This window comes from Bacteroidota bacterium, assembly GCA_016718825.1.
GTDB lineage: Bacteria > Bacteroidota > Bacteroidia > J057 > JADKCL01 > JADKCL01.
Genome location: JADKCL010000003.1, coordinates 83,515 through 103,267, shown reverse-complemented (window position 1 = coordinate 103,267; position 19,753 = coordinate 83,515). Strand labels below are relative to the sequence as shown.

At 49.9% G+C, this 19,753-nt stretch carries 18 protein-coding genes; 9 read left to right on the top strand and 9 right to left on the bottom strand.

Annotated elements, in window-relative coordinates; all coding sequences use genetic code 11:
- Positions 1 to 43: 43 nt before the first annotated feature.
- Positions 44 to 754 carry an NUDIX hydrolase gene (locus IPN95_04180; protein ID MBK9448603.1) on the top strand — a complete coding sequence of 237 codons (711 nt, stop codon included), beginning with the start codon at positions 44 to 46 and terminating at the stop codon, positions 752 to 754.
- 213 nt (positions 755 to 967) lie between these two features.
- On the opposite strand, the gene IPN95_04175 is transcribed toward IPN95_04180, so the two are convergent.
- The 3 genes from IPN95_04175 to IPN95_04165 form a co-directional block, all read right to left on the bottom strand.
- Complete coding sequence (locus IPN95_04175; protein ID MBK9448602.1) at positions 968 to 2,377, bottom strand: glycosyltransferase family 39 protein; 1,410 nt, start codon at positions 2,375 to 2,377, stop codon at positions 968 to 970.
- Between the two features lie 61 nt (positions 2,378 to 2,438).
- The gene (locus IPN95_04170) at positions 2,439 to 2,966 is read right to left on the bottom strand and encodes a hypothetical protein (GenBank protein MBK9448601.1); all 528 of its coding nucleotides are present in this window, start codon (positions 2,964 to 2,966) and stop codon (positions 2,439 to 2,441) included.
- A 24-nt stretch (positions 2,967 to 2,990) separates the two neighbouring features.
- Positions 2,991 to 3,869 (bottom strand): flavin reductase family protein, encoded by an 879-nt coding sequence (locus IPN95_04165; protein ID MBK9448600.1) that lies wholly within the window; start codon positions 3,867 to 3,869, stop codon positions 2,991 to 2,993.
- A 371-nt stretch (positions 3,870 to 4,240) separates the two neighbouring features.
- On the opposite strand from IPN95_04165, the gene rpsA reads away from it, so the two are divergent.
- The gene (gene rpsA / locus IPN95_04160; GenBank protein MBK9448599.1) at positions 4,241 to 6,475 is read left to right on the top strand and encodes a 30S ribosomal protein S1; all 2,235 of its coding nucleotides are present in this window, start codon (positions 4,241 to 4,243) and stop codon (positions 6,473 to 6,475) included.
- A gap of 112 nt (positions 6,476 to 6,587) precedes the next feature.
- Here rpsA and udk read toward each other — a convergent pair whose 3' ends face one another.
- The 4 genes from udk to lhgO are packed head-to-tail and all read right to left on the bottom strand — an operon-like array spanning position 6,588 to position 9,641.
- Positions 6,588 to 7,226 carry a uridine kinase gene (udk, locus tag IPN95_04155; protein ID MBK9448598.1) on the bottom strand — a complete coding sequence of 213 codons (639 nt, stop codon included), beginning with the start codon at positions 7,224 to 7,226 and terminating at the stop codon, positions 6,588 to 6,590.
- Positions 7,223 to 7,807, bottom strand: a complete 585-nt coding sequence (gene rdgB, locus IPN95_04150) for an RdgB/HAM1 family non-canonical purine NTP pyrophosphatase (GenBank protein MBK9448597.1) — start codon at positions 7,805 to 7,807, stop codon at positions 7,223 to 7,225. The genes udk and rdgB overlap by 4 nt, the downstream gene beginning before the upstream one ends.
- Before the next feature lie 2 nt (positions 7,808 to 7,809).
- Positions 7,810 to 8,409, bottom strand: coding sequence for a hypothetical protein (locus IPN95_04145; protein MBK9448596.1), 600 nt, complete (start codon positions 8,407 to 8,409; stop codon positions 7,810 to 7,812).
- 8 nt (positions 8,410 to 8,417) lie between these two features.
- Entirely contained in the window at positions 8,418 to 9,641 is a 1,224-nt protein-coding gene (lhgO, locus tag IPN95_04140; protein MBK9448595.1) for an L-2-hydroxyglutarate oxidase, read from the bottom strand.
- 749 nt (positions 9,642 to 10,390) lie between these two features.
- Between lhgO and IPN95_04135 the strand changes: the two genes are divergently transcribed.
- The 7 genes from IPN95_04135 to IPN95_04105 all read left to right on the top strand — a co-directional run bounded on the left by IPN95_04135 (position 10,391) and on the right by IPN95_04105 (position 17,408).
- Positions 10,391 to 12,505 carry a hypothetical protein gene (locus IPN95_04135; protein ID MBK9448594.1) on the top strand — a complete coding sequence of 705 codons (2,115 nt, stop codon included), beginning with the start codon at positions 10,391 to 10,393 and terminating at the stop codon, positions 12,503 to 12,505.
- A 9-nt stretch (positions 12,506 to 12,514) separates the two neighbouring features.
- Positions 12,515 to 12,877 carry an AAA family ATPase gene (locus IPN95_04130; GenBank protein ID MBK9448593.1) on the top strand — a complete coding sequence of 121 codons (363 nt, stop codon included), beginning with the start codon at positions 12,515 to 12,517 and terminating at the stop codon, positions 12,875 to 12,877.
- Positions 12,874 to 14,049 carry an ATP-binding domain-containing protein gene (locus IPN95_04125; protein ID MBK9448592.1) on the top strand — a complete coding sequence of 392 codons (1,176 nt, stop codon included), beginning with the start codon at positions 12,874 to 12,876 and terminating at the stop codon, positions 14,047 to 14,049. The genes IPN95_04130 and IPN95_04125 overlap by 4 nt, the downstream gene beginning before the upstream one ends.
- Positions 14,050 to 14,397: 348 nt before the next feature.
- Complete coding sequence (locus IPN95_04120) at positions 14,398 to 15,249, top strand: AAA family ATPase (protein ID MBK9448591.1); 852 nt, start codon at positions 14,398 to 14,400, stop codon at positions 15,247 to 15,249.
- A 53-nt stretch (positions 15,250 to 15,302) separates the two neighbouring features.
- Positions 15,303 to 15,761 (top strand): hypothetical protein, encoded by a 459-nt coding sequence (locus IPN95_04115; GenBank protein MBK9448590.1) that lies wholly within the window; start codon positions 15,303 to 15,305, stop codon positions 15,759 to 15,761.
- Positions 15,748 to 16,980 carry a tetratricopeptide repeat protein gene (locus tag IPN95_04110; protein ID MBK9448589.1) on the top strand — a complete coding sequence of 411 codons (1,233 nt, stop codon included), beginning with the start codon at positions 15,748 to 15,750 and terminating at the stop codon, positions 16,978 to 16,980. Before IPN95_04115 ends, IPN95_04110 begins: the two co-directional genes overlap by 14 nt.
- A gap of 179 nt (positions 16,981 to 17,159) precedes the next feature.
- Positions 17,160 to 17,408 (top strand): tetratricopeptide repeat protein, encoded by a 249-nt coding sequence (locus IPN95_04105; GenBank protein ID MBK9448588.1) that lies wholly within the window; start codon positions 17,160 to 17,162, stop codon positions 17,406 to 17,408.
- A 187-nt stretch (positions 17,409 to 17,595) separates the two neighbouring features.
- On the opposite strand, the gene IPN95_04100 is transcribed toward IPN95_04105, so the two are convergent.
- Positions 17,596 to 19,098, bottom strand: a complete 1,503-nt coding sequence (locus IPN95_04100) for a carboxypeptidase M32 (protein ID MBK9448587.1) — start codon at positions 19,096 to 19,098, stop codon at positions 17,596 to 17,598.
- Complete coding sequence (locus IPN95_04095) at positions 19,095 to 19,481, bottom strand: DUF423 domain-containing protein (protein MBK9448586.1); 387 nt, start codon at positions 19,479 to 19,481, stop codon at positions 19,095 to 19,097. Before IPN95_04095 ends, IPN95_04100 begins: the two co-directional genes overlap by 4 nt.
- Between the last annotated feature and the right edge of the window lie 272 nt (positions 19,482 to 19,753).

Sequence of the window (19,753 nt, the reverse complement as noted above, 5' to 3'; positions counted from 1 at the left end):
TGCTTATACTTGCTTTTGATTTAGCTCATAATTCAAGGGAATGATGTCTGGCCGACAAAGTGTAGAATCATACTATTCCATCAAGATTGACGAATTTTTCAAATCGGCATTTTCGGTGGACTGTGTGGTGTTTGGATTCGACAACGAAAAGTTGAAACTTTTGCTGATCCAACGCGGGGCAGAACCGTTTTTGGGTGACTTTGCTTTGCCGGGCGACTTGGTCTATCCCAATGAGGACTTGGAAGTTGCAGCCAAGCGGGTGCTCAAGGAACTCACCACACTCACAGATGTTTATATGGAGCAGGTGCAGACCTTTGGAAAGGTCGATCGTCACCCTTTTGGGCGGGTCATTACCATTTCCTACTATTCCCTCATCAAGATCAAGGATTATGAGCTTGGCGCAGCCAATTGGGCCAAAGAAGCGCATTGGCATGCAGTCGATGACCTCCCACGTCTGGCATTCGACCACCAGGAAATCGTAAATGCTTGTCTGGAGCGCTTGCGAGCCGACGTGCTCAACAAGCCGATCGGTTTTGAGCTGCTACCGGAGAAGTTCACCCTTACACAATTGCAATCCCTTTACGAGGCACTTCTCGGCACACCACAAGACACGCGAAACTTCCGAAAACGCATGCTCGCGCAAGGGATCTTGCTTGAACTCGACGAACGGCAAGACGGCGTCGCTCACCGGCCGGCCAAGCTCTATCGACTCGATCCCAAAAGCGCAACCAAGGCCGGAAATAGTAGCCTGTAAACGAATGGGTTGATCCCGATTCCTGCATTCAGGTCGTTTTGCCAATCAGCGTTGTGAAAACTGCTTGCTTTTGGATTCGAACGAATACGCTCCTTGTCTCACCGCTCAAAAGCTCGAGGTGCCCCGAAGAGATGGCTGGCATCGAACCAAATTCGAAAGAACACTACATTTTTCCGCGTAATCGCCCGTTTTGAGAGAATGTTTGTCTGAATTCTAAAATCCAGGCCACCAAGTCAATTTTGCGACACCGCGCCAGACTGTCACGTAACTTTCCCAATTCCAAGCGTTTCCGTCCCAAGGCGGACTGTACATCATGGCCATTTTGACATTCGCGTAGACAAAAACCATTGCAAGGACCAATCCCGCGATTTTGATGGCCATTCTCCGGGCTTCGAAGAACTTTTGAACAACCACGGCCAGCGGAATAACAAGCAAAGCATAAAATTCGACGTAACAGCGATGCCCAAAAGCGCCGCCAAACCACCAAGCCCACCAACTTGCAAAAGTGTAGGTCGCCAACACGAACAACAACAAAATCACGGGCGAATTGAAGGCACGTTTTTTCCAGGCCAGGACAATTCCGACCATGGCCAGCAGCATTACCGGCGTATAGAGAAACAGCCCGTTCTGATAGGAGAAAAGCACTTTGAGGATTTCGGGGTGGTTCCAGTTGGTAAAACCTTCGTTGCCATAGGACCAAACGATCCATGATCCGAATGCGCTTTTCCAGTAAAATGCCTGCGGCACGACGACAAGCACAGCGGCAAACATGAGGGCAAGCGCCTTTTGCCAGGTTCGGATCAAATCCTTCAGACGAAGCTTCAATTCGGCGATGGAAAACACAGCCCAGAGCGGAAACATCAAGCCCAGCATCAAATTGGTTGGCCGGATCAGCAAAATGAGTCCAAAACAGATTCCAAGAATGAGGCTGCGACTCCAGGTTTTTTCGCGGAGCCATTCGGGAAGGTGGTACAAGACTGCTGCAAAAAGGCAAAACGAATAAACGTGCGACATACTGCCTTCGCCGGCGGTATAGTAAAAAAGATTCGTAGCCAAGAAAACCAGCCCGGTTGTCGCCAAGGCAACCTCTTTTCTGAAGATTCTGCGTAAGGCGCGCTTGAGGAACCAAAGTCCCAAGGCCATGTAAAATGCCGCTGCGACGAGGATGCCACGTGCGTAGGTATCAGAAAATCCCGTAGCCTGCCCACGCAGGGGCGTGTACTTGCGTTGATTCATTTCCTCCGACCATTGCTGATCTGTTTTGGCCCCCCAATCCGCAGGCGGTGCAGTACCCGGACCCTGAAAGGCGCTTGCCCAAGCGTGCGCGCCTGCAAAAAACGGTGCCTGAAGCAAGGCCACACCATAGGTATAGCGCGTGACGACCTTTCCGGATTCGTTCACTTTGCAGCAGGCGATCTGTTGGAGGCCGTCTTGTCCGTCAAATTCGTTCCAGCTCCCATAAATAAAGGTTGCCGGCAAATACATATAATAACCTTCGCCGTCTGACCAGAGGATTTTCCCGATTTCCCAGCCACGGTGCATCCGCAGCGAAAAGGTAATCGCCATCAAAAACAGAACCGGAATCAGCAGGCGGTCGGCCCAATCAACCAAGCGTTGAAACATGGACGGAAGTTATGGAAAAATCAGGCCGCCGGAAAAGTGCAATTTTTCTTGCCAAGGTCGATCAATCGGCTTTCAACTTGGATTCGGTCGCTGTGAAGGCGCCGCCCATGTAATGATAATCGGAATTGCTCATGTTGTGGTCGGGTTCGATGAGTTTCAAATCCATTTTTCCCTTCAAAGGTTGGCCGCCGTCGGTGGCTGTGAATTCGACCCAACCGAGCCCTTTGGTGGTATGAAACATGAGCAAATCGCCTTGTTCCCAATAGCAAACTTCGACCTCCGGATTGGGAATTTCATAACGTTGCCCGGTCATGAGGCCGTTTTTGAACCACAAGATCAGGTGGGTCATGTTGGGCAATTTGCTTTGAAACAGCGGATTTTCATGGTTTTGGTCGAATCGGATGAGGGTGCCTGCCCCGGAATCCACGCGGCAGACTTTGCCTTCTGCAAATACGGAAGTTTCGTAGAAGTACTTGCCGACGAGCTTTCCCTTGGGTTTGCCTGCCATTTCAGTGGACGCTACGGCAGCAAATCCGAAAACGAGGCCGCCAAGCAAGACAACCAACAATATTCCTTTGAATTTATTCATGGGATCGATCCAAAAAGTGGGCAATCAATTCGACAACAACGGCTTCAACAGCAAGAACAATGCCGTTTCCTTGTTCCCGGCATTCAAGGCCGCACGGGCAGCTAGTTCAAGATTGCTGCCTTCGTAGGAACCGCCGTTCGTATTCCACCAATCAGAAAGCGTAACGCGGTCGGGGAGGGCCGGTACATTTCCAAGTCGGCCGAGTTCGTTTCCGGTGAGGACATTGCTGTTCTTGACAAAATCGGGAAGGGCATCGATGCCGATTCCGGGCACGTCCAAAGGTTTTTCGACTTCGAATACCGCCTCTCCGCTCGCACGGGCGTAGTAATTTGCTCCCATCCTTGCGACCAAATCGATTTTGTGAGGGTCGATGTTGTCTTGGGCGTCAAGCACACCTTTATTAATGTGCAAACGCAAAACCTGTGCAAAAATAAGCTGTCCTGCCCCTCCGAATGCACCCAAGGGTTTGATTTCAACCACCTTGCATTCCATTTGGACCGGCGATTCCGCGACGCGAAAAGGCCTCACCAATTCGCTTTGAATTGCAGTGAATCCAGCTTTTTCAAATTCGTTGACGCCGTCGGGATACTCGGTACTCGCGAGATTCATCTGCTCGACGATGGCATGGCTTACGACATTGACGACCACTTCGGGCACTTCGATCACGTTTTGCAGGGTATGCTTGGTGGTATTGTCCCGCACGCGCCTAGCCGGAGAGAAAATCAGCATCGGCGGATTGGAGCTGAAGACGTTAAAGAAACTGAACGGCGCCAAATTGGGTGTTCCGTCCTTGCTGATCGTGCTTGCAAAGGCAATCGGACGCGGAGCCACGGAGCCCAACAAGTAGGCATGCAGAAATTTCGTCTTGATTTCCCCAGGGGTGATGGTCAAATATTCAGTCATGGTGCAAAACTACGGTCTAGATTAGAAATGAGAAAGGAGAAATGGAAAATGGAAAATGGAAAATGGAGAATGGAAAATGGAGAATGGAAAATGGAAAATGCAGAATGAATGACGGGATCGACATTTCCTTCAAAAGCGCTTTCAACCGGGAAAATGGGACATGTTTTGGACGAAAAAGCACGTTTCCCATCTTGACCAAACAAACGATCACGTGCCAATTACCCCCAAAAACGCATTTCTCATTGCTAATTTCTAATTTCTCATTCACCTCCAACGTTTTCAATCTCAAATTCGATTTTGAAATTCAAGATTGCTCTACTAACTTTGCGCCTCCCAAAAACCTTTGGGATGAAAGGAGTTCATAAAAATTCATGTCAGAAATTGAAAACGAAGTAAAGAAAGTGGATCCAGAAGTTCCGCAAGTTGAGCTACAGGAAACACCATCAGCCGAGGAGACCGTAGAGGTCGTGGCTGAAACTCCAGCAGTGGAGGTTGTTGCAGAGACCCCTGTGGTTGAAGCGCCGGTAGCAGCTGTTGTAGAAGTTGCCACACCTGAGCCGGTCGTCGTGGCCGCGAAGGAGAGCGCTCCTGCCGCAGAACCAAAAGAACGGAAGAAGTCGCCCGTCGTCACGACGCACAAGTCTTCTTCTCATGGTCTCGAGGATGATGATTTTGACTGGGAAGAAGCCGAAGGTGGCTACAGCAAGGCCGAACGCGCCAAGTTGGAAGCCCTTTACCAAGGCACATTGACCGAAGTCAAAGAAGGTGAAATCGTTGTAGGTACCGTCGTATACGTGACCGAAAAGGATGTCATCCTCAACATTGGATTCAAATCTGAAGGTATTGTAGCCCTCACGGAGTTCCGTGACCGCGACAGTATCAAAGCAGGTGACAAAATCGAAGTGTATCTCGAAACTGTCGAGGACATGAACGGTCAGTTGATCCTGTCGCGCAAACGCGCAAAGCACATGATCACTTGGGAGAAAATCCTCAAGGCAGAAACCGAAGACGTCATCATCGAGGGTCTCATCAAACGCCGCACCAAAGGTGGCTTTGTGGTAGACATCGACGGCATCGAAGCTTTCTTGCCAGGATCCCAGATCGACGTCAAGCCTGTGCGTGACTTCGACGCTTACGTCGGCAAGAGCATGGACTTCAAGGTGGTCAAAATCAACCATCCTTTTGAAAACGTCGTGATCTCCCACAAAGTGCTGATCGAGAAAGACCTCGAGCAGCAGCGCATGGAGATCCTCAAGAACTTGGAAAAAGGTCAGGTTTTGGAAGGTACCGTCAAAAACATGACCCACTTCGGTGTTTTCATCGACTTGGGCGGCGTCGACGGTTTGCTTCACATCACCGACATCTCATGGGGTCGTATCAACCACCCGGACGAAGTGCTCGACCTCGACCAGAAAGTCAACGTTGTGGTACTCGAATTCGACGAAGAGAAGAAGCGTATCAGCTTGGGTATGAAGCAGTTGATGCCTCATCCATGGGAGTCGCTTCCTGAAGATCTCGTCGAAGGTTCACGTATCACAGGTCGCGTAGTGACAGTTGCAGATTACGGCATTTTTGTCGAGATCATGCCAGGCGTCGAAGGCCTTGTGCACATGAGCGAAATGAGCTGGTCACAACACCTCAAAAACCCGACCGAACTCTTCAAGATCGGTGACGAGGTTGAGGCAACTATCCTCAGCATCGACCGCGACGAGCGCAAGATGTCCCTCGGTCTCAAGCAAAGCAAAGACGATCCATGGCTCAATGCTGCGTCCAAATATGCCCCTGGTTCACACCACAAAGGCATTGTGCGCAACATGACCAACTACGGTCTTTTTGTTGAGCTCGAAGAAGGTGTTGACGGCCTCGTGCACATCAGCGACCTTTCTTGGACCAAAAAATACAGCCATCCTAGCGAATTCATCAAGAAAGAAGAAACGCTGGAAGTGGTCGTATTGGATGTCGACGTCGAAAACCGTCGCCTCAGCTTGGGCCACAAGCAGTTGACAGAGGATGTCTGGATCACGTTTGAGAGCATCTTTGTGCTCGGAACGACCCACAAAGGCACACTCCTTAGCTTCAATGACAAAGGTGGTATCGTGGAACTGGAGTACGGCGTCGAAGGCTTCGTACCTAGCAAGCATATGGCCGTTGCCGAAGGTCAGCCTAAGCTCAAAACCGGTGAGTCCTATGAGTTCAAAGTGATTGAATTCAACAAGGATGCCAAAAAGTTGGTGCTTTCACACCGTGCAACATGGGATGAAGAGCCTGCTCAAGAAGCAACCGAAGGCCGTGGCCGCAAGCGCGAAGGTGCTGAGCGTCAGCAGGGTCAAGGACAAGGCCAGACCCAAGGTCAAGGTGGCGCCAAGAAGCAAGGTGGTGGTTCAAGCCAGACACCGAAGCCAAAGCAAGAGACAACAACTTTGGGCGAAATTTCCGCACTTGCCAATCTGAAGACTCAATTGGAGGCTCAAGAGCGGGAAAAGGCTGAAGCCAAGCTGAAGGGTATGTCCAAGAATGCACCAGAAGTAGCTGAGCCAGCCAATGAGGACGCTACTACCGAACCGGAAATCGAAGAATCTGCTGACAACGGCGGAGACGAAGAATAATCGGAACGATTGATATGAAATGAAAAAGGCCCTCCAACGAGGGCCTTTTTTATGCTGTCCGATATTCAAAAATCAATGCGCAACAATCCGGAAATCAATGCGAAAGCCGATCTCAAGCCCGGCGTCTTGCAAGCACAGCGTCCAAATGATCGATCAATACCGATGTCGCACGCTCCATGTGACGGTCGTTGGGGATGACAAGATCGCATTCAGCGCGAAAAGGCTCAATGTGTTGGCGGTACATCGGCACCACGAACTTCTCGTAATAGGCGAGCACGTCTTCCAGGCCGTAGCCCCGTTCAGCAGCGTCGCGCCGAATCCGTCGAGAAAGACGCAAATGCTCCGAAGTGTCCACAAATACCTTCAGATCCAGTATTTCGTTCACGATGGGATTGTTGAAGACAAACAGGCCTTCGATCACCACGATCGGTGCAGGAGCGAACCTGAGCATTTTGGGTGCCCGCGACGGATTGTTGAAGGTATATTCTTCAAGTTCAAAACTATCTCCTCTTTGGAGCTTTTCCATGTCCACGGCAAGGGCATCGAGGTCCAAAGCGGAGGGGTCGTCAAAATTGACTTCCCCTTTCAAGTCCCTTGGCAAGTCTGCCAGACTGATGTAGTAATTGTCTTGCGAAATGAGTGTCAGTGCTTCTTGATTGAAGCGCTCCACAATTCGCTTGAGTAGCGTTGTCTTTCCAGAACCGGAGCCGCCGGAAATTCCGACAAAATATGGCTTTACAGCATCATTCATAGTTGCAAGAGATATTGGGCGAGTTGTTGAACGGCTTTTCCGCGGTGAGAAATGGCATTTTTTTCAACAGGTTCCATTTCTGCCAACGTACGCGAACCTCCTGCAGGAATGAAAATTGGATCATAGCCAAAACCGGCATTTCCACGTTTTTCGACACCGATTGCACCTTTGAGCACACCTTCAAAAAAGCGTAGGTCCTTCCCATCATACCAAGCGATGACGGTGCGAAATTGCGCCTGACGCGATGATTTTCCTTCGAGGGCATGCAGGAGCTTGTTCATATTTGCGGTCGCATCGTTTTCCGGACCAGCATAACGCGCTGAATAGACGCCCGGTGCACCGTTCAGGGCTTCGACCTCCAAACCAGTGTCATCTGCAAAACATGGGATTCCCGTATGCGCGTAGAAGGCCATCGCCTTCAAGCGTGCATTTCCTTCGAGCGTACTTTCCGTTTCCTCCACATCCAAGGGAGCCTCCAAGTCCAGAAAGCTCTTGATACTGAAGCTTTCACCCAGAATTTGTCCGATTTCTTGAAGCTTTTTTGCGTTTCCGGTCCCGAAGAACACTTGCTTTTTGTCCATGATCAAGTCAACAATTGTTTGAGATTCTTCAGGTAGTCCCAAAGTTGCCTTTTTGATTCGGCGTCATTTTGCAGGTAGGCCAGACGCATGCTGAAAAAGACTTCCTTGTCGCCAAAAGTTGTCGCCATGTTGGGTGACCTCCATAAATCGCCATCAAAGACAACGCCATAGCGATTGGGCATGCTTTCAAATTCGGCCAAGTTTACCGGTCCATCAATGATTCCGAATCCTGCCGCTTCAAAGGGGATGCCGATCGCCTCCACGATTTTTTTCAGGAGATCGGAGAGTACGGGGTCCTTGAGCTCCACCTGTTGCATGATGAACATCATCTTGGCTGCAGGTTTGGTTCGCCACTGAATTCCAGGTTTCATGGCCGGGATCGGCGTTTCGACTGGGGGCGTGACGGGGGTTTTAATTTCCGAGGGAGGGCTAACCGGCTTTTCGGCAATCGGCTTGGAAGTCGGCGCGATTGCTGGAGAGGTCCCCACTTTTTGCTGCTCCTGCCTTGGCTTCAAATCGTCTTCGGCACTGGGAACAAGGTAAAATGTCTCCCCGTACAGCAAGAAAATCGATTCGGGGGTATTTACAAATTCATTCTGCATGATGGACGTTATTGAAGGCCGAAGTGTTTTTCTGCCATTTCCCGCACTGCTGTGCCAATCGCAAGCGCAGATGTCGCGGCTGGACTCGGTGCATTGAGTACGTGAATGCTGGCTTGCTTGTATTCGATTTTGAAATCGTCGATCATATCACCGTTGGGGTCAAGCGCCATTGCACGAACGCCAGCGCGCCCAGGCATGAGGTCGTCCATTTCCAATGACGGGATGAGTCGACGCAGTTGCTTGAGAAACAGCTTCTTGGAAAACGCTCTGCGGTATTCGTCCAGCCCAAATCTCCATTGCCTGAAAAAGAGTTTCCAAGTGCCGCGATAGGTGAGGGCGTCCCAACTGTCGCGCAGACTGAAAGACAATTTTCCGTAGCCTTCTCTTTTGAAGACAAAAACCGCATTGGGACCGCATTCGATGCTGCCGTCGACCATGCGGGTAAAATGCACGCCCAAAAACGGAAATGCGGGATTTGGAACAGGGTAGATCAGGTGCTTGACCTTGTGTTTCCCTGCGGGGGTCAAGTCATAATAATCTCCGCGGAAGCCCACGATGCGCATCCCGATATCGGAGAGTCCATCCATTTTGGCGAGCCGGTCTGCTTGCAATCCACCACAGAAGATCAGGTGTTTTCCAATGAATTTCTTTTTCAGGGTACTCACGGTGGTAGTGCCTTCGCCCTTGTCCACCCCGATGACCTCATGCCCTGTCAGCACCTTGCTGTGTGGATTTTTTGCAACAATGAGTTCGCCTAGCTTTTCTGTAAGTCCTCGGAAATCGATGATTCCTGTGCAAGGCACCCAGATGCCGGCGATTCCGCGCACATGCGGTTCGATCTCCTGAATCCGTTCAGGACCGATTTTCTCAATTCCTTCAACCTGATTCTGAATGCCATTGTTGAAGATTTTGTCCATGAATGGCAATTCACTCTCATGCGTTGCGACCACTATCTTTCCGCAGACATCGTGCTGAATCCCGTGCTCTTTGGCAAATGCAACCAATTCATGCCTGCCCTCTACACAGTTTTTTGCTTTGTAACTGCCTGGCTTATAGTAGAGTCCCGAGTGGATCACACCAGAGTTATGCCCTGTTTGGTGGTCGGCGAGCTTGTCTTCCTTCTCAAGCACCAACACCTTCAGATGAGGATAGGCAAGTTGAATCTTCCACGCACTTGCCAATCCAACAATGCCACCACCAACTACGATTACATCAAATATGTCTTGCTCCACACGAAAATTATCTTGGGTTCCAAGCGATCAATCAAAGGGCAAATTAAGCAAATTTGAAAATCAAACGCTTGACAGACTTTCAACACCAAACCTTCATTTTGCTTGCTAATTTGAGTTGCTAAGGTTAATGGTGATTCGTCGATGGAAAAGAAGCGTTCAGGCTGACCTTAATTAGATTTGTCGACATCGTTCTGTTTTATGGCAAACTGTATGAACGCAAGAATGGGTTCAATTGCAGAAAGGATGACATAAATCAGGTATTTGATTCGCGCGGGAAGCTTTTGAGGGTTTTTGAGGATTTTTTCTCCCGCCGGATCCCAAAACACGGCGTTGGGCGGCAGGTTTTGCCCGCTTCCAAAGTGGTTGCAGATGCTTTATCGGCTCTAAAAATGTGCTTTTCAATCAACTGTATCGCGAAACCGAAAAATGGCGAGATTGATCAAGTGCATTTCGCTTACATTTGCCATAAGGATTTGAACTAAGACACAGGGTGTGTCGTCAATTGTGTAGGAACCTGTGGAAATGTGGAGGAAAAATGTAACATCAGGTTTGTGAATGGCGGTTGTTTCCGTACTTTTGACCTTGGAAACCACATTTTTTGTTTGATTTTTTATTTTTCGACCTAAGATACCCGTACGCTCGCCACTTTGGTGTGATTGGATGATGTGTTTATACCTCGAAGGTGCGATTTCAGGCCTTCGTTTTGGTGTGCTATTACTATTTGGAAACTTCTTTAAAGATTAGTGACTATGAACATTGGATATTACTACCAGCTGCTCGCGAGCCTGACGCGCGAGAGCAGTCGATTCAGCTATCCCAAAGCGCTCAAGGACATTGTACGCACAGGAGATCTGGACGATGTAAAACTCCTTGAGGAGATTTTGGCTGGCGAGATCGCAAACTGCTCGGTACATGACAACAATGGCGCGGAGTATTTTGTCTTCTTGTCAGAGTCTGCGCTTCTTTTCGCAGCCCATCGCAGCAATTACAACGAATTCGAAAAACTCTATGAGCTCATCGAAAAGCGCCTCCAATCCTTGCTCAGCTCGGGTCAATCACAGATTGATGCCGCCGGATGGATTTGGTATTTTAAGTATCTCCAAGGTGGATCGGCGCGATTGATGCGCAAAGCAACGATCGAGTCCTTTGAAAGGGCCATCGATGACATCGAATGGGATGAAATTGGCTCCGAGTTCATTTACCGCGTCAGTGCCATCACAGGTTTCGTCTATCAAAATGAAACCAATGCCGGCAAAAGCAACAAGGCGAGGTTTTGGCTTCAAAAAGCCGCTACCGAACAAGAAATTTCGCGTACGCTTGCCGCTTTCTTGAACCTTTGCGACCTGTATTTGGCCGATTCCAAGGGTGATAACATGAAGCGCCTGCAGGATCAAATCTCCAAGTTGGAGCAATATGCAAATTCGGCATCCGACGCTGGTTTGGCGCGCGTATATCGCACTGCCGTCCTGGATTATCAGGCGCGTGCACTCGTCGCAAGGTCTGCTGGTCACGACGATGATATCGTCAAGGTAGAGGAAAACCTGCGCACAGTGCGTGAGGTGGAGAAAAATGTCACCTTGGACAGCAAAAACATCCCCGGATTTGCCAAGGCTTACCTCAAATCCTTGTTCAGCAGCTATTATTTCAGCCTGAGTTCCTCTGAGCTGGACGATGACGATATCGAGGATTTGCTGGCAATGGCGATGGACGATATCAACGAGGCGTTGACGATTGCAAAACGCCTCAAAGATGAGTCGATGCGCCTGCAACTTCGCCTGGATTGGATGGTGATCGCTGCACGCAAGCAAACCAAAATCAATGAAAAGGACTTGAAAGAGGTCCTCAATGAAGCCAAAAAGAGCGATGATCACCGGGCATACGTGCGCGCAGCCAACGCTTATGCTGACTATTACTTGCAAAAGCGCGACGCGCAGAAAGCCTATGACCTCCTTTTGGAAATGGTCAAAAAGGGCTACAAAAAGGTCGATGAAGGCGGATTTTATCTCGTTTCCTTCGGCTTGGCCAAGATCAATACGATGTTCCTTGTTGAAGTCGATCGCCCAGGCGTAAGCTGGATGGTCAATGCATTGACCGATTTCTTCGCTGCCATGACCGATATGATCGACAGCATGGAGAGCCATATCGGCAACATCGGTCAGGAAATGTTTGATCGCTTCTTGGAGGAATACATCCGTCTTGAGCCCGCAACCCACTTCAATCTGCGTGTGTACTTGCGTTTCCAGTACTACGAAATGAAAATGTTGCGCCTCACCGCGATTGCACGTGGCGACGTCTTGGGTCAGAAACTTGCCGAAAAACTCATCACTGAGATTTCGCATGAAAACAACCCGATGAACTTCGTGATGGCTACCTGGGAGGAATTCAAAGACGTTCCAAACAGCGTGCGCAACAAAGTTCTGAACAAATGTATCTCCATCAGCAAGGGTGACCTTCCGCTGGCTGCCGATCACATCGACTTCAGCTACAGGAACTTGCGCAGCTACATTACGTTCAAAGAAGTCAATCGCCTTGGATTCTTCCTGGACAAGCAGGAAACCAACAACAAGCAGCTGGAAAACGGCATCCGCTTGATGTTTTTTGACTTGTACAAGCGCGGTACCATCTTCGAAGTGGTGTTTGACATGCCTAAATTCCTCGTCGAGCACAGCAAAGGCGGATTCAGCAGCCAAGACCTTGAGGAGGCGCTGGACATCAAAGGCACGACCGCGAAGAAGTACATCAAGATCATGATTGACAGCGGCATCATCAAGCATGAGCGCAGCGTCGGACGCAAGCATTTCTACCGCTTGCGCAAAGACAATGTCATGACCCGTCTGGGCAAGGAAGCGACCGTCGTTTCCTGAGTCTGACGTTTGAAAATCGGGCGGCGCAACTGGGAAACCGGTTGCGCCGCACCTGTTTCTCGCTTGTTTGCCCCTGCATTTTCATCCATCTTTGAGTACCTTTTTCCCAACCGCGTTCCCTTGTCCATCGAATACCGTCATATCATCGATGACATTCTCCAAAAGGTGGAAATGTCGCTCACTCCCGACCAAGACCGGGCGATGGAACAGTTTTTTCGCTACCACCGCGATGAAATTGGGCGGGCGGTGTTTGTGTTGGAGGGTGCCGCCGGAACGGGGAAAACCTTCCTCATTCGGCTATTGACCTACTTTTTACTGAAACAGGGTTACAAAGTCGCCTTGTTGGCCCCGACAGGCGTGCTGCAAAAGTGATCACCAAACGCACCAAACGCTACGCGTCCACCGTTCACCGATACATCTATGCGCCTTCAGAAACGCCTGGCGGTGGAATGATTTTTCGGTTGAAGGAAAACAAGGACCCGAGCAAGATGTACTACATCGTCGACGAAGCCTCGATGGTCGGCGATGGGGGAGAAGACGGGGCCGGATCGGGTTTGTTGGCTGATTTGCTGAAGTTTGTGTTTCATGACGATATCAAGCGGAAGATCATCATGGTCGGCGACCCGGCGCAGTTGCCACCGGTGGGAAGTCAGACATCGCCCGCATTAGACCTCGACTACATGCGCAAAAACTACCGCATGCGCGTGCTCGGAACCCAAATGAAGGAGGTCATGCGCCAATCCGAATTCAGCGAAGTCCTCCGCTACGCCACCGAGGTCCGCGAAGCGATGGAAAGCGACATTCCGCCGATCATTGAAAAAGTCTGGGGCGGCGAAGTGGAATATGTGGACAATGGTTACGAAGCCATGGAGCTTTACAGTGGACTTTTCCGGGCCGAGGATCCGGATGCCGTTGTGTTTTTGACCTATTCGAATAAGCTCGCCGTGGATGTCAATCTTGCTGTGCGAAAACTGTTGCACGATCCCGAGGAAGACTTGATTCGCGGCGAACAAATCATGGTCGTCCGCAACAACTACGCCTGGGGCGAACAGCAATTTCCCTTCATCGCCAACGGCGAAATGGGCTTTGTACGCGAGGTGCACCGTGAGACGTACGAAGAAAAATACGGTTTCCGCTGGGTGGATGTCCTGATTGAATTCCAGGATTTGAGCAACAATTCGGTCGAGGTCGAATGCAAGGTCGTGCTCGACCTTTTGGCAGACAAAAAGGCGCAGATGAGCTTCACCGACATGCAGCAAGTACAGCGCGCAAGACGGGAAGAATACCAAACCATGCCCAAAACCAGGGCCATGGAAACTATGCGCAAAGACCCCTATATCAACGCCTTGCAAATCAAATACGGCTACGCAGTCACCGGTCACAAAGCCCAAGGCGGCCAATGGCGCAACGTCATCATCGCCTTCGAACCGATGTACCCAGGCATGACGATGCACGATTACCTCCGTTGGGCGTATACGGCGATTACGCGTGCGGAAGACAAGCTGTATATGTTGGGATTTCCGTTTGGGCAGAAAGAGTTTTAGAATGAGAAATTAGAAATGGAACTGGGGTTGCTTACCAGAAGTATCACCTGCCATAAATGTCTTTGATTACGTGGCCATCATTCTTTGTAGGTACTTTTAAAAACGAGGAAGTTTTAGCCTTAATGCTTTACCTCGGGATCGTTTCCATGGTTGAGATTTTCCGCAGCCTTAAAGAAATACCCTTGTAATCGTCACTAGACGGGATGTTTTGGTAATCCCTTCAACTACAAGATTTGTGGGTCAACAAGTCGAGTCCCTCGCTTGCGGACTAGCGAAATTTGCTGTGCCGTCTTAGGAACCCACCCAGAAAATGTTTCATTGGTCAGGCCAAATGTTTAGCTTTGCATCATGGCAATTGTCAATTCAGCACACAAGGCAAATCATTTGTCCGAGGTCGATCAGGCGGTTCGGTTTACGGAACCGATCGGCCCAGACCATGAATTTTACGTCGAATTCAGGGACGTAAGAGGAGATTTTGAGGAGCGGATCGTCTACAAGAGACTGAATGTTTCGCAATTGGGCGGTAGTTTTCAATTTGATCCTGCTACAAGCTCCTCGCAAAAGGTACTTTTTTTCCTTGGTGGAATGCGTGGTTCAGGGAAGACGTCAGAACTCGCCAAATATTCCCAAAACCTCCATCGTCCGGAATGCTTTTTTTGCGTGACTTGCAATATCGACGATGAGCTTGACATGAACGATATCGAGTACACGGATATCTTGATTTTCCAGCTTGAGAAACTCATTAGACAACTTAACGACCAGAAATTGGATATCAGCGAAACGGTTCTAAAAGAAATGCAGCGCTGGTTTTCGGAGCGTGAAAAGGAAATTGGCACGACGATCAAGGCCGATACCGGAATGGAGTTTGGCTATGGCGTGACTAAAGGCAATGTCCTACAATCCTTGTTTGGAATTGTGGCTTACGTCCGTGCAGGCTTGTCAGGCTCCAAACAATGGGTAAATACCATTCGCACTTCCTTCAAGAATCGATTCCCTGATTTTGCTACACGGTTCAATGATTTCATTGAGGAGGCAAATATAGCATTGCGAAAAAAAGGTATTGGGAAGGAAGTATTATTCATAGTGGACGGCTTGGAAAAGACCATGACAGCTGACCTTCGCAAAAAATCATTATCGACGAATCGAATCGGCTCCGGTCAATCAAGGCATATACCATTTTTACGCTTCCAATCGAGCTAATGAGGGAGCGGCAACACCTTCTTCAATTCGGTGCTGTGGAGACTTTTCCGTCTGTGAAACTTTCTGATCGGGATGGAAATCTATTGGAACCTGCCATTGAAGCGTTTCGCAATTTTGTATTTCAGCGCATCGAACGGACATTGTTTGAGAATGAAGATTTGGTCGATGAAATCATTATTCTTTCTGGCGGCTCCCCGAGAGAATTGCTTCGCATTTTGCAGCAAACCTATTTCAATGTGGCCCCTAACAATACCCAACTGGACCGTGTTGCCTTCGAAAAGGCCCGAAAGCGTCTTGCTAGCCAAGCTGCGCAATATGTGGAAAAGGAGGAATGGGCCAAGCTCAAAGAACTCAAGTTGCTGAATGACCAACATCTAGAGGTGCAATTTGACGATGTATTGGAGGATCTATTAGAAAAAATCCTAGTAATGGAATACAACGATGGCAGCGACAAGCGGCCCAACCCAATTTTGACACATTCAAATCTTTACAAGCAAGTTGTCCTTCACTGAGCCCGACAATACTGCCGAGATAGCATTGCTCACAAAGGCTGTGGCGAGCGGTGAGTTTCAATTGATTGTGGTCCGGCACAACCACCTTTCCTTTGTCGAAACGGTCATGGACCGCTTGCGCGATGTATATCCTGAGCGATTGATTGCAAGGATTCGACTTCCGTTGGAAGAGAATTCCAGCGTCGGGCGCATCGCCATTTCGCAAGGCAGCGGTATCTTGCTCATTGAGGGATTTGAGAAAATTTTGGAGGATGATACAGCCCGCATCACCCTTAACCAGCAACGCGATAAGCTGACGAAGGTGCCGATTTCGATGGTGCTTTTTATTCCATCTTCGGTTGAGGTATTGCGCAATCTGCAGAAAGGATTGCCTGATTTGTGGGCAATTCGGAATTTAGAGATCGATTTACATCGGGAGGTGGAGGTGGCAGAGACGCAATTTGCACAAGTGGGAGACGGCTTGTCTGGCACCAAGGAGGAAAAGCTTGCAGAAATCGAGCGTTTGGAAACGCAATTGCGAGAAGCTGCAAGTGACTCATCTACCATCAGCTACCGCGCAAATTTGGCTACGCGATTGGGACAGTTGCACTTTTCCTTCGGGGAATATGCCAGAGCATTTGAATGGTTTCAGTTTGCTCTAAGCAAGCTCGAAGAGATCGCGGATGCAAAGGGTAAAGGGCTATTGATGAATAACATCGGTCAGATATATAAAGTCCGAGGGGACTACGACACGGCATTGCGTTATTTGGAGCAAAGCCTGAAGATCAAGGAGGAGTTCGGCGACCTTTCGGGGGAAGGGGCCACGCTCAACAACCTTGCTGGAATCGCGCATGCTCGAGGGGACTACGACAAGGCAACGCGCTATTTGGAGCAAAGCCTGAAGATCTTTCAGGAGATCGGCGACCAATCAGCGAAGGGGACGACGCTCAACAACCTCGCTGGAATCGCGCTTGCCAGAGGGGACTACGAGACGGCCTTGCGCTTGATGGAGCAGAGCCTGAAGATCAGGCAGGAAATCGGCGACCGCGTGGGGGAGGGAACGATGCTCAACAACATGAGTCAGATTTACGATGCCCGAGGTGACTACGACACGGCGTTGCGTTATTTGGAGCAAAGCCTGAAGATCACGAAGGAGTTCGGCGACCGCGCGGGGGAGGGGGCGACGCTCAACAACCTAAGTCAGATTTACAAAGCCCGAGGGAACTACGAGAAGGCCTGACTGAGCCTAGCCTACGATTGGCGACCGAGCGGGGAGGATACGAACAGCTAGATCAGAGACCGGGGAGAGAGGCCTGGGGGCGACCGGCATCAAGGACAGCGTGCCGGAGGGGCGACGCTCACAACCTCAGTAGGATTACGGCGCGGGGGACTCACGGCTTTGTGCAGGAGCAGAGCTTGATGATCAGACAGGAGATTGGTGACATCGCTGGAATGGCGGCAACTTTGCACAATATGGGTTCAATCATCTATGGGCGGAAAGCATACGAGGAGGCGATTCCTTATTTCTTGAAGGCTTATGCTATCCTCAAACAGATTGGGTCGCCGAATCTGCAACATCCTGAAAGCTATCTTGACGCAATAAAAGAAAAATTAGGGGAAGCCCGATACCAAGAAATCGCCTCCCAAGTGAAGCTCGATGAACTTTGAGCTCCCTTTTACTTCACCATTCCCACCATATTCTTAGTCCTACATTCCTGCGAATCGCAACGTTTTCAGCGTTTTTATTTGTCTTTTAAAACCGCAGAGGATGCAAAGGTTCGCAAAGTCAAAGAAACCCGTTGGTCCAAGCTTCATCTACCGGTATTGCAATGAACAATTTCTCATTTCTAATTTCTCATTCAATCCTCACCCCATAAACCTCCCCGAATTTTCCCTTCGCGTACCGCGTAAAGTGGCTCACATCCAGAGGCTTGCCTGTGGCAAGCGTACAGAGTGTCTCGCTGTCGTATTGTTTGCCGTGGGCATGAATCTCCTGGTTCAGCCACGTTTTCATTTCGCCGAATTCACCTCTTGAGAATTGGGATTGCAGGCCGGGAATACGGATTTCGGCGGTATCCATGAGTTGTGCGGCATAGAAGCTTCCCAACGAATAGGTCGGGAAATAGCCGATGCTGCCGTGGGACCAATGGATGTCTTGCAAAACGCCTTCGGCGTCGTGCTTGACGTCCAATCCGAGGTATTTTTTTACCTTTTCGTTCCAGAGGGCGGGCAGGTCGGCCACTTCGATTTCCTTGCTCACCAAGGCCAATTCGATTTCAAACCGCAAGGCAACGTGGAAATGGTAGGTCAATTCGTCGGCGCTGATGCGGATGAAGCCCGGCTGTACCTTGTTGACGGCTTTGAAGACATCTTCGGGGCCTTTTCCCTGCAATTTGTCGGGAAACAATTCGCGGAAACTCGGGAAAAAATGCTCCCAAAATGCCAAGCTGCGGGCGATATTGTTTTCCCAAAGGCGGCTTTGCGATTCGTGGATGCCCAACGAACACGCCTCCGCGGCCGGCAAGCCGAAATGTTGCGCCGGCAAGCCTTGCTCATACAAAGCATGACCCGCTTCATGAATCGTCGAATACAACATTTCCCGAATATCATCGGCCTGTACCATCGTCGTGATGCGCACATCGTCGGGATTGAGATTGATCGTAAACGGATGTGCGCTCAGGTCTTGGCGGCCGCGATTCAAATCGTAATGCATTGCCTGCAAGACCTTTCGGCTCCAATCCAGCTGCGCTTCTGCCGAAATTTGCTGCCGAATCCAGCGGTCGTCAATCTGCGGCTGCGCCGCGATTTGGGGCAACAATCCGCCGAGTTCCAGCTTGAAGGGCTCAAAAATCGCTTTCAGCTTTGCACTTGTCATCCCCGGTTCGTAGGATTCCAACAGCGCATCATACGGATGGGCTTCGTAGCCGTAACAGTCTGCTTCGAGGCGCTTGAGACGTACGATTTCGCTGAGGAGCGGCGCAAAAAGGCTGAAATTCTTTTCCTTGCGCGCATTCACCCATGCGCTCAATGCCTCCGAACTCACGCGTTTGCTCTCCATGACCAATTCCTTGGGCAGCTTGACCATGCGATCGATCTCCCGACGAAGGGTTTTGTAGTTGCGCAGTTGAAATGCGTCGAGTTTTTCGAGTCCAGCGTCTTCGACGGCTTTCATGCGGTCGATGACCGGCCCGACCATCAATTCGTGGTACATGCCTGTGAGGCAAGCACTTGTCTCCGAACGCAGGCGCGTGCCGCCGTCGGGCATCATCACTTCTTGGTCCCAAGATAGCAAAGCAAGGGCAGAGGCCAAATGGCTTGCATCGGTCAGTTTGGCCCGCAGGCTTTCGAAATGTGTCATTGATTTTTTTTGATTCGAAGTGAAAAGATGAAAAGGAGCGTCCAGGCCACCAAAAAACTGAGTCCGCCCAATGGCGTGATGGCTCCCAGCCATTTGATATTCGTCAGGCTCAAGGCATACAGCGAACCCGAGAAGATCAGGATTCCGACGATGGTTGTCCAAATGGAAATGCGGATCAGCTTGGTAGAAGAATGGAGATGATCCAAAATTCCCAGCAAAAGCAACAATCCCGCATGTACAAATTGGTAAAGGACAGCTGTTTCCCAAGTCGCCTCACGGCCATTCGCAACCAGCAAATCCTCCAAGCCATGCGCTCCAAATGCGCCCAAAGCCACTCCCAGAAACCCAAACGCCGCACCAAAGATCAGGCCCGTATTTTTCATCCGACCAAATTAGATATTCAATGAGCAGTTAGCAAGTAGCAGGGGCCAATGAAGTTGGTGTAAATTAGCAGTTAGCAAGTAGCAGTTAGCAGTTCCATAGGGTCGTGAAAAATGCAAAGCATCTACTCAATCGTCCCAATTTGTAGGTCAAGTCAAACGCTTCGCTCGCGGGACAGGCGCCGAGCTGCAAAGTGCGAAAACTCTCAACTCTCAACTCTCCACAAATTCAGAATCGCCACAAATTCTCAATTTTCCATTCTCCATTCTCCATT

Excerpts from the sequence above, each read along its gene's own strand:
- IPN95_04180 (MBK9448603.1), top strand. The coding sequence starts at position 44 with ATGTCTGGCCGACAAAGTGTAGAATCATACTATTCCATCAAGATTGAC.
- IPN95_04175 (MBK9448602.1), bottom strand. The coding sequence starts at position 2,377 with ATGTTTCAACGCTTGGTTGATTGGGCCGACCGCCTGCTGATTCCGGTT.
- IPN95_04170 (MBK9448601.1), bottom strand. The coding sequence starts at position 2,966 with ATGAATAAATTCAAAGGAATATTGTTGGTTGTCTTGCTTGGCGGCCTC.
- IPN95_04165 (MBK9448600.1), bottom strand. The coding sequence starts at position 3,869 with ATGACTGAATATTTGACCATCACCCCTGGGGAAATCAAGACGAAATTT.
- rpsA (MBK9448599.1), top strand. The coding sequence starts at position 4,241 with ATGTCAGAAATTGAAAACGAAGTAAAGAAAGTGGATCCAGAAGTTCCG.
- udk (MBK9448598.1), bottom strand. The coding sequence starts at position 7,226 with ATGAATGATGCTGTAAAGCCATATTTTGTCGGAATTTCCGGCGGCTCC.
- rdgB (MBK9448597.1), bottom strand. The coding sequence starts at position 7,807 with ATGGACAAAAAGCAAGTGTTCTTCGGGACCGGAAACGCAAAAAAGCTT.
- IPN95_04145 (MBK9448596.1), bottom strand. The coding sequence starts at position 8,409 with ATGCAGAATGAATTTGTAAATACCCCCGAATCGATTTTCTTGCTGTAC.
- IPN95_04135 (MBK9448594.1), top strand. The coding sequence starts at position 10,391 with ATGAACATTGGATATTACTACCAGCTGCTCGCGAGCCTGACGCGCGAG.
- IPN95_04120 (MBK9448591.1), top strand. The coding sequence starts at position 14,398 with ATGGCAATTGTCAATTCAGCACACAAGGCAAATCATTTGTCCGAGGTC.
- IPN95_04105 (MBK9448588.1), top strand. The coding sequence starts at position 17,160 with ATGATCAGACAGGAGATTGGTGACATCGCTGGAATGGCGGCAACTTTG.
- IPN95_04100 (MBK9448587.1), bottom strand. The coding sequence starts at position 19,098 with ATGACACATTTCGAAAGCCTGCGGGCCAAACTGACCGATGCAAGCCAT.
- IPN95_04095 (MBK9448586.1), bottom strand. The coding sequence starts at position 19,481 with ATGAAAAATACGGGCCTGATCTTTGGTGCGGCGTTTGGGTTTCTGGGA.